The sequence below is a fragment of the Flavobacterium aeripolare genome (genome assembly GCF_013294025.1).
Classification (GTDB): domain Bacteria; phylum Bacteroidota; class Bacteroidia; order Flavobacteriales; family Flavobacteriaceae; genus Flavobacterium.
In genome coordinates this window covers 1-8,547 of sequence record NZ_JABSNL010000022.1, presented here as the reverse complement: position 1 = coordinate 8,547, position 8,547 = coordinate 1, and the positions used below count along the sequence as shown (strand labels likewise).

5 protein-coding genes are annotated in these 8,547 nt (G+C 34.6%); 3 read left to right on the top strand and 2 right to left on the bottom strand.

Going from position 1 to position 8,547, the window contains the following annotated elements; genetic code table 11:
- A partial coding sequence (locus tag HNQ00_RS16100; protein WP_217425288.1) for an Ig-like domain-containing protein occupies positions 1 to 1,993 on the bottom strand: 1,993 nt, incomplete at its 3' end.
- 84 nt (positions 1,994 to 2,077) lie between these two features.
- Entirely contained in the window at positions 2,078 to 2,335 is a 258-nt protein-coding gene (locus HNQ00_RS16095) for a hypothetical protein (protein ID WP_173839528.1), read from the bottom strand.
- Between the two features lie 590 nt (positions 2,336 to 2,925).
- Between HNQ00_RS16095 and ppk1 the strand changes: the two genes are divergently transcribed.
- The 3 genes from ppk1 (at position 2,926) to HNQ00_RS16080 (ending at position 7,160) form a co-directional block, all read left to right on the top strand.
- Entirely contained in the window at positions 2,926 to 4,995 is a 2,070-nt protein-coding gene (gene ppk1 / locus HNQ00_RS16090) for a polyphosphate kinase 1 (protein ID WP_173839527.1), read from the top strand.
- Positions 4,996 to 5,041: 46 nt separating this feature from the next.
- Positions 5,042 to 5,932, top strand: a complete 891-nt coding sequence (locus tag HNQ00_RS16085) for a Ppx/GppA phosphatase family protein (RefSeq protein WP_173839526.1) — start codon at positions 5,042 to 5,044, stop codon at positions 5,930 to 5,932.
- Positions 5,933 to 6,182: 250 nt separating this feature from the next.
- Positions 6,183 to 7,160 (top strand): hypothetical protein, encoded by a 978-nt coding sequence (locus HNQ00_RS16080; protein WP_173839525.1) that lies wholly within the window; start codon positions 6,183 to 6,185, stop codon positions 7,158 to 7,160.
- The last annotated feature ends 1,387 nt before the right edge of the window (positions 7,161 to 8,547 follow it).

Genomic DNA, 8,547 nt, shown 5'->3' with positions numbered 1-8,547 from the left:
CATCTGGTGCTGCTGTTACTGTAACTACTCTTGTAGCTGTAGCATCATCACATCCACCTGAACCTTTAACAGTATAAGTCATTGTAGCAGTTCCAACTTTTAAACCTTTAACTGCTCCTGTTGAAGCATTAATTGTTGCAGTAGTTGCTGCACTAGTTGACCAAGTACCTCCGGTAATAGTAGAAGAAAATGTAGTTGTTCCGTCAACACAAATTGCTTGTATCCCTGATAATGTTCCTACGTTTGGTGCTGCTGTTACTGTAACTACTCTTGTAGCTGTAGCATCATCACATCCACCTGTACCTTTAACAGTATAGGTCATTGTAGCAGTTCCAACTTTTAAACCTTTAACTACTCCTGTTGAAGCATTAATTGTTGCTATAGCTGCTGCACTAGTTGACCAAGTACCTCCGGCAGTAGTAGAAGTTAATGTAGTTGTTCCGTCAACACAAATTGCTTGTATCCCTGATAACGTTCCTGCGTTTGGTGCTGCTGTTACCGTAACTACTCTTGTAGCTGTAGCATCATCACATCCACCTGTACCTTTAACTGTATAAGTCATTGTAGCAGTTCCAACTTTTAAACCTTTAACTACTCCTGTTGAAGCATTAATTGTTGCTATAGCTGCTGCACTAGTTGACCAAGTACCTCCGGTAGCATTAGAAGAAAATGTAGTCGCACCGTCAACACAAATTGCTTGTGTTCCTGATAACGTTCCTGCGTTTGGTGCTGGAGTTATCGTTACTACGACAGGAGTTCTAGGACTTTCACACCCATCAATAGTTTGACTAGCATAATATGTTCTTTCAGTAAGAGCAGTATTTGCTGCTAGGGCAGTTCCTCCAGTTGACGCTGTATACCATTTTACTCCTGTACCAGTCGCAACTAAATTTGAAACTTTAGCAACATCTGTAGAACAGAATGACTGAGCAGAAGCAGTAGGCGCTACTGGATCATATTTAATAGTTATTGTTGCTTCATTTGATTTTAAAGGTGTAACTAAAGTCTTATCCCTAATCGTATAAGTTATAGGAGTTGGATTTCCAATAAATCCTGCCGCTGGCTTAAATGTAACTACACCTAACGCACTTACAGTCCACGCACCTTCATTAGTAACAGTACGAGTTCTATCAATAGCATTAGTCGAAGGAATTAAATCTACAGTACTTACATCTAAATTATCATTAGCATCATTATCATTTGCCGTCACATCTATAACAGCAGATGAACCAATAGTAATACAATTTAAAACATCATCATTAGCTACAGGAGCCGATGGGAAATTAAATGCCACTTCTCCAAAACTTATTGAGCTTTGACGACTATCAGCACTTCTAGTACTACCTAATCTAAAAATCACAGAAGACACATTTATTAAATCTACACGAGCAATAATAAATGTCGCTGTTAATGAAATTTGCGCAACTGAGCTGTTTGGCCCTAGAAATCTAGTAAAGGTTGTAGCTGTACCCGGTGTTACCGCAATGTTTGTAGGGTTCTCTAAACTATAACTACCTGAAGAAGGAATCACAATATCAAAAAACTCTCCACCATCAACATCTATAGCTTCAAGTGTAAACTTATCTAAGATTACCCTTTTTGCAGTTGCTGTATTATAAGTCCCTGTCTCATAAAAATCAAATTGAAATTCAACATAAGCAAGACCATTACTAGCCCCACTCCTAATTTCTGGTTGAAACCTATTAGGATAATTACCATTCGTAGCATTATCAAAAGTATCTAATCTTGCATTACCAGTTATGGCATTCAAGGTTACAATAGCATCTACTTGTTTCCCGTTTACAGTTTTTACATTAGTATATTTATAAACAGCTCCTGCTTGTTTAGCCGTCCCACTTAAAAGTGTCTCGTTATTAAAAACAGGGTTCTGAGCAAATGTATTGGTAAATGAAAACAAGAAAAGCACTAAGATCAATGTCCTTAATGCAAATTTTAATGTTCCAGTAAAATTGTTTGAGTATTTATTTTCCATATTTCGAAAATCTTGTAGTGTTTGTTTGATCAACTGCGATCAATATTCTTTTTTGGTAATCTTCTATTTTAACTAATCTACTTGTCAATGTCTCATAATTAATTTTAAGTGATTCCAAGAATAAAAAATCTTGTCTTTCTCTGCTACAAGAAACACCCTAATATTTGTTTTTTGATCAATTAAACGATTCACATCGCTTTGTAAATTCCCTAATGAACCATTTAGTTTGCTTTGACGCGAAACTAAATTTTCACTTACTTGAAAATTTATCAAATTATTTAATACTGCCGTAATCATAGCAAGTATGAAAAGCGTTGTATTGAAAAGTTTGTATTGAATCATGGTTGTTATTTTTCTTACTATTAAAAGACCAGCTTATTTTAAACGCAAAGATAATTATAAATACAATAATTAAAATTATTGTCTTCTAAATACTTAAATAATCGTTAAAAGACACTTTTAAGCATTCAAATTTTGTAGTGAATTCCTCATTATTAAAAAAGCTAGTAATTTAAATAAGCAGTTTGTTCGGTTGTCAACTTCTAAAATTTAGCAACTATTTCCACATACGTAATTTTTAAATGCATGGATCTTTTGCTTAAATTATTTTTTAAGAGTTTTTCAACAACTGGCTTTTGATAACTTTTTTACTCTTACTATAAGGTAGCAAAAAATAACAATAAATTCAAATTAGCCTTTACCACTAAATAGCCTAAAGTTACTCAACTAGTCAGCTTCACTCAATCTCAACATTCCGCTTTATTATAAATACATTCTTTTACACTAGCGTATTGCTATTACAAAATTTGTTAATAAATTTGGTACTTGACATAGATTCAATGTACTTTTAACTACGTCAGTTTTATTTTCGAATAAAAACCAACCATCACAATCTACATTTAGTAGTAATGTTTAATAATTAATTAAGACCCGTGTTACAACAAAAATATATAGATAGAGAAAAAAGCTGGCTCGCCTTCAATGCAAGGGTACTTCAAGAGGCTGCCGATAATACAGTACCACTGTTAGACCGATTGCGTTTTTTAGGTATCTTTTCTAACAATCTAGATGAATTCTTTAGAGTGCGCTTTGCCGCTATTAGAAGGTTAAGCCTTTCAGGGAAAACAGGTGAAAAAATACTTGGCGGTATTTCTGCCCAGCAATTAGTAAAAGACATTACCGAGATTGTAATAAAACACCAAACAGAAAGTTTATTAATTCTTAAAGGGATCGAAAACGAACTAGAGTCTAAAAACATCTTCATTATTAACGAACACGAAATTTCATCTGAACAAGAGAAATTCTTGAAAGACTACTTTATTCAAAAGTTAAGTCCCGAGTTAGTTACCATTATATTAAATGATTTAGCAGAATTCCCATTATTAAAAGACAACATGGGTTACCTGGCAATAAAGCTGGTAATGAAAGTGGACGCCGAAGTACGCTACGCCATAATTGAGATTCCTAAAACAATGAATCGCTTTCTAGTACTTCCTTCAGAAAACGAAAAGCAATACGTTATCCTTTTAGACGACGTTATAAGACACAACTTAAAAAGCATCTTTAATATATTTGACTACGAAAGCGTCTCTGCTCACATGATAAAAATTAGTCGTGATGCACAATTAGATATTGACAGTGATTTAAGTAAGAGTATGCTCGAAAAAATATCTACTTCGGTTAAAGAGAGACGTATTGGGGAACCCGTTCGTTTTATCTACGACAAGGAAATAGAAACAGATACATTGCAGTTTTTTCTTGACAAAATGAAAATTGTCTCCACAGATAGTATTATCCCCGGAGGTCGTTACCATAATCGAAGAGACTACATGGACTTCCCTAACTTAGGTCGTTACGACTTACTCTATAAAAAAAATGACCCCTTACCTATTCCTGGTCTGAGCTTAGAGGGAAGTATCTTAGAGAAAATCAGTCAAAAAGACTATTTATTGAATGCACCATATCAATCTTTCTCCTACTTAACTAAATTTTTAAGAGAGGCGGCGTTAGACCCCAAAGTTACTTCGATAAAAATCACACTATACAGACTAGCCAAAAATTCCCAAATCATTAGTTCACTAATTAACGCCGCTAAAAACGGAAAAAAAGTGGTGGTTCAAATTGAATTGCAAGCTCGCTTTGACGAAGCCTCAAATATTTCATATGCTGAACAGATGCAAACGGAGGGTATAGAATTAATTTTTGGAATAAAAGGACTAAAAGTACATAGCAAAATTTGTTTGATCGAAAGAAATGAAAACGGTAAAACGAAGCGATATGGCTTTATTTCGACAGGAAATTTTAATGAATCAACAGCAAAGGTGTATACTGATGTTACTTTATTCACTAGTCACCAGCAAATTCTAAAAGACATTACTAAAATATTTGACTTCTTTGATATTAATTATCGAATACACCGTTACAAACATTTAATTGTTTCCCCCCATTACACAAGAACTAGGTTTTACAAATTAATTGATCGCGAAATACTAAACGCAAGAGCAGGTAGAAAATCTTCGATAAAATTAAAAATGAACAGCCTGTCTGATTTTGGAATGATTGACAAGTTATACGAAGCGAGTAATGCCGGAGTTAAAATCCAGTTGCAAGTGAGAGGAATATGTTCCCTAATCCCAGGGGTTAAAGGAATGAGCGCTAACATAGAAGCAATAAGTATAGTAGATAACTACCTGGAGCATGCAAGAATTTACATTTTTGGAAACGGAAGTCAAACTGATGTATATATTTCTTCAGCCGATTTCATGACCCGTAATCTAGATGGCAGAGTTGAAGTGACCTGCCCTATTTATGATCAAGATATCAAACAAGAACTTATCGACAACTTTGACATCGCCTGGAAGGGAAATGTAAAAGCGAGGTACCACTCAAGCGAACTCGATAACAGGTATCGAGATAGTGATGGCCAACCTATATTTAGAGCTCAAATTGAAACTTACAAATATTATCAAGGTAAGGTAGATTCACTAAACGAAACATTTTAACAGGTATTAAAAAGTGATTTTTAGTATTTAAAATTAGCACCCATTAATGATTACATTAAAAAAATATGCTGCAATCGATATTGGATCAAATGCCATGCGATTGCTTATAGTAAATATAGTTGAACAAGAAGGAAAGGAACCTCAATTTAATAAGAGCTCTCTAGTACGTGTACCCATACGATTAGGACAGGACGCTTTTACGGTAGGCGAAATAACCGAAGAAAATATCGAAAGAATGTGTGATGCTATGACTGCATTTCACCTATTAATGAAAGTACACAAAGTGCAATCATATAGAGCATTTGCTACATCTGCCATGCGAGAAGCTTACAACGGTAAAGAAATTGTGGATTTAATCCAAGAAAAGGCAAATGTTACTATCGAGATTATAGATGGTAAAAAAGAAGCAGCCATTATTGCCTCTACAGATTTGCTTTATTTACTAAATACAGACAAAACCTACCTATTTGTAGATGTGGGTGGAGGAAGCACCGAATTTACTTTATTTTCGAATGGAAAAATGGTAAACTCTAAATCATTTAAAGCCGGTACCGTGCGTTTACTAAATAACATGGTGTGCGACATCGTGTGGTCTGAGATAGAAAAGTGGATAAAAACAAACACTGTAGATTTTGAAGAGGTTACTCTAATAGGATCAGGAGGAAATATCAATAAGTTATTTAAGATGTCAGGGATCACTCAAGAGAAACCGTTATCATACATCTACATAAATTCACAATACGCTTTTTTGAACTCACTGACATACGAACAAAGAATTTCAGAACTTGGATTAAACCCCGATCGTGCAGATGTTATCATACCAGCAGTAAGGATTTATTTAAACGCCATGAAATGGAGTGGCGCACGTCAAATATTTGTTCCTAAAATAGGTCTTTCGGACGGAATTGTAAAGGCAATGTATCACGGAAATATTTAGAAATCTTGTCTCTCATTTATTGCCAACAGTTATAAACGGTAGAATAACGAAGTCAATCAATATCAATCTTACGCGCAACTAGCAGGTAGTACAATACTTTCATTACACAAGAAGTTCCAAAAATTTAAAGAAATGTAGTACCTTTGTTTCCTATTGGTATAAATTAAAAAGTATACCAAACGTTTTAAAATTGATCACCAACTTAAAAAAATAGGATAAATTAGAGTAAGTTCTTCCTAAGTTATATGTTATGAATATGAAACCTTATTTATTTATAATTGGCTTAATTGCCAGTAACTTAAACTGCAGCGCACAAGATAGTGCTACTGTCACTACTACTCGAAAAATAAAATCCTATCGCGTTGAAGAGATTATCAACATGAAATTTGGAGGAAGTAAAACTGTATATCATGTCTCAGATCCTAGTTTAATTAGTACAACTAATTTAGGTCCTGACAATATAAGAACCGTTTATGCTCAATACAGCGATGGAAGTTCAGAAGAGGTTGTCATCGACCCTAAAATCATAGTAGCTACAGCTTTAGGTGCTGTAGCTCCTAGAAGAATTATTCCAACACAAAGACCAGCTGCAGTAAGACCCAGAAGACCTGAAGTTGCTACTAAAACAGCTCCAACTCCACCGGTTAAACGACCAGGCGTAATACCAATAAAGAAAGATCCAGTCGTGGAAGCTAGAATTGTGGAAAAAAGGGAACAACCAAAAGTTCAACTACCAGAACCAAAGCCAGAGCAAGCTACTGTAAAAACAATTCAAATAGTAGAAAACAAAATAGAACAGCCTTCAATTGTAACCCCTCAAATAGAGGCAAAAGCTCCCGAAATCACCGCTGTAGCCATTACAAAAGAAGAAGATCAAAAACGTTTAGACCAAGTTATCCGTGATGTTTTAGCAAGCGATACATCAGGAAGCAACAACAGCAAAGAGGAAGAACAAGTCCTCACAAACGACCAATACGCTTATATAGATATCGTTCGTACGTACGAGCAAGTTGCAGAAAGAGGGTTTAAGTCAGCTATATTGTTTAAAAAACTGGCAAACAACTACTATTTTAAAGACAATATGACCCTAGCAGCTAAATATTATAGTGAACTTTTTGCAATGAATGAAACCATCGAAGACGAATTGTACTATCGCTACTCGGATGCACTTAAAAGATTGGGACAAACAGATAAAGCGAAAGAAATCCTTAGTCTAAAGAAAAAATAAGCAACCAACAACGGCTACTTTTAAGCTATAAAGAAAGAATACACAGGCAACATAGTTGAGTCAATTAAAACTATAGCTGAGTAAATAACTGCTATTCCATTAATTGTAAATCTTGAATTTGCTTCAAATAACCGCGAACGTACTTATCCACACAGCGCTCCAAATAGTTCTCTTTCTGCATCCTCTCCATTTATTTTTACTACTATTTCCAATTAAATCAGCAAATAATCCGTGCATCAGCGCTAAAATAATTCCACTATAGATTACTGGTACATACGCAATACTACATAGCTATTATAGACTCCAGCAGACGCCAAATTATTTGGAAATAGCCACAATTTGAATACAATGCCATCACTCTTTACCTTGGAAATAAGTATAAGCAAGCATACAACAAAGCAATACGTATTCCTTTTATCCAATATCAAACAAAATCTTAGGAAAAAAAAGCGTTTTCAGACACGCACAATATTTTACTTACAAGGGTTAGTCAAAGATGGAAAAGAGCCCTAAAAAACATTTATTAGTGGCAAAATAGGCACAAAAAGACTCTAGCATAGATAACTATATTTGATTTTATATGTAGGACTGCTATAAAACCCCATTTTATTAGTATTTGCATTATATTAGCTCATCCTAATTTTTCATAGCCCAGGAGGAGAAAGTAATATATACTATCATAGAAATTCTGTCTACAATAATTAGAAAGACTTTGACTTCTTATATTGGTAAAGCATGTTATAAGCTAATTATACCACACAGACATGTAAAGCAAGAATAAACTCTAACACACTGATTTCATCTACAACCAAAGTATAATTGATTTCAGGAAAACTTAGCTAATTTCAAATGACATACATAAATCCCCATTGCTATATAACCTTTTCAGGCAAGATTATCATGCCATCCTTACTCAGGCTAAGAAACCTGCTAATTGGAGTTAAAAAACACATTAAAATAGCTTAAAACTAACAAGTATCCATATGTCTATCCAACGAAAAGAAAGCCTACTAAACCAAAAGAGCTGTTTTCTAGTTCTGGCAATAATTTCACATTGACCAAACATCACGCAATCAGTAAATCTTACTAAACTAGATTAGTCCCGATTAATCCCGAGTATTCCCGATAGCTATCGGGAGGAACTCCCACAATACTTCATAGTTTTACACAACAAAAAACCCTGATTCGGATGAATCAGGGTTTTTAGAGATCCTGAAATAAATTCAGGATAAAGAAAGACGACCCCCGATAGTTATCGGGAGGGACTCCCACAATACTTCATTATCTTATAAAACAAAAAACCCTTATCCGATTGGATAAGGGTTCTTAGAGATCCTAAAATAAATTCAGGATAAAGAAAGGCGACGACATACTCTCCCACATAACT

What these genes read in the sequence shown, in the direction of transcription:
- HNQ00_RS16085 (WP_173839526.1), top strand. Translation starts at nt 5,042, where the DNA reads ATGATTACATTAAAAAAATATGCTGCAATCGATATTGGATCAAATGCC.
- HNQ00_RS16080 (WP_173839525.1), top strand. Translation starts at nt 6,183, where the DNA reads ATGAATATGAAACCTTATTTATTTATAATTGGCTTAATTGCCAGTAAC.
- HNQ00_RS16095 (WP_173839528.1), bottom strand. Translation starts at nt 2,335, where the DNA reads ATGATTCAATACAAACTTTTCAATACAACGCTTTTCATACTTGCTATG.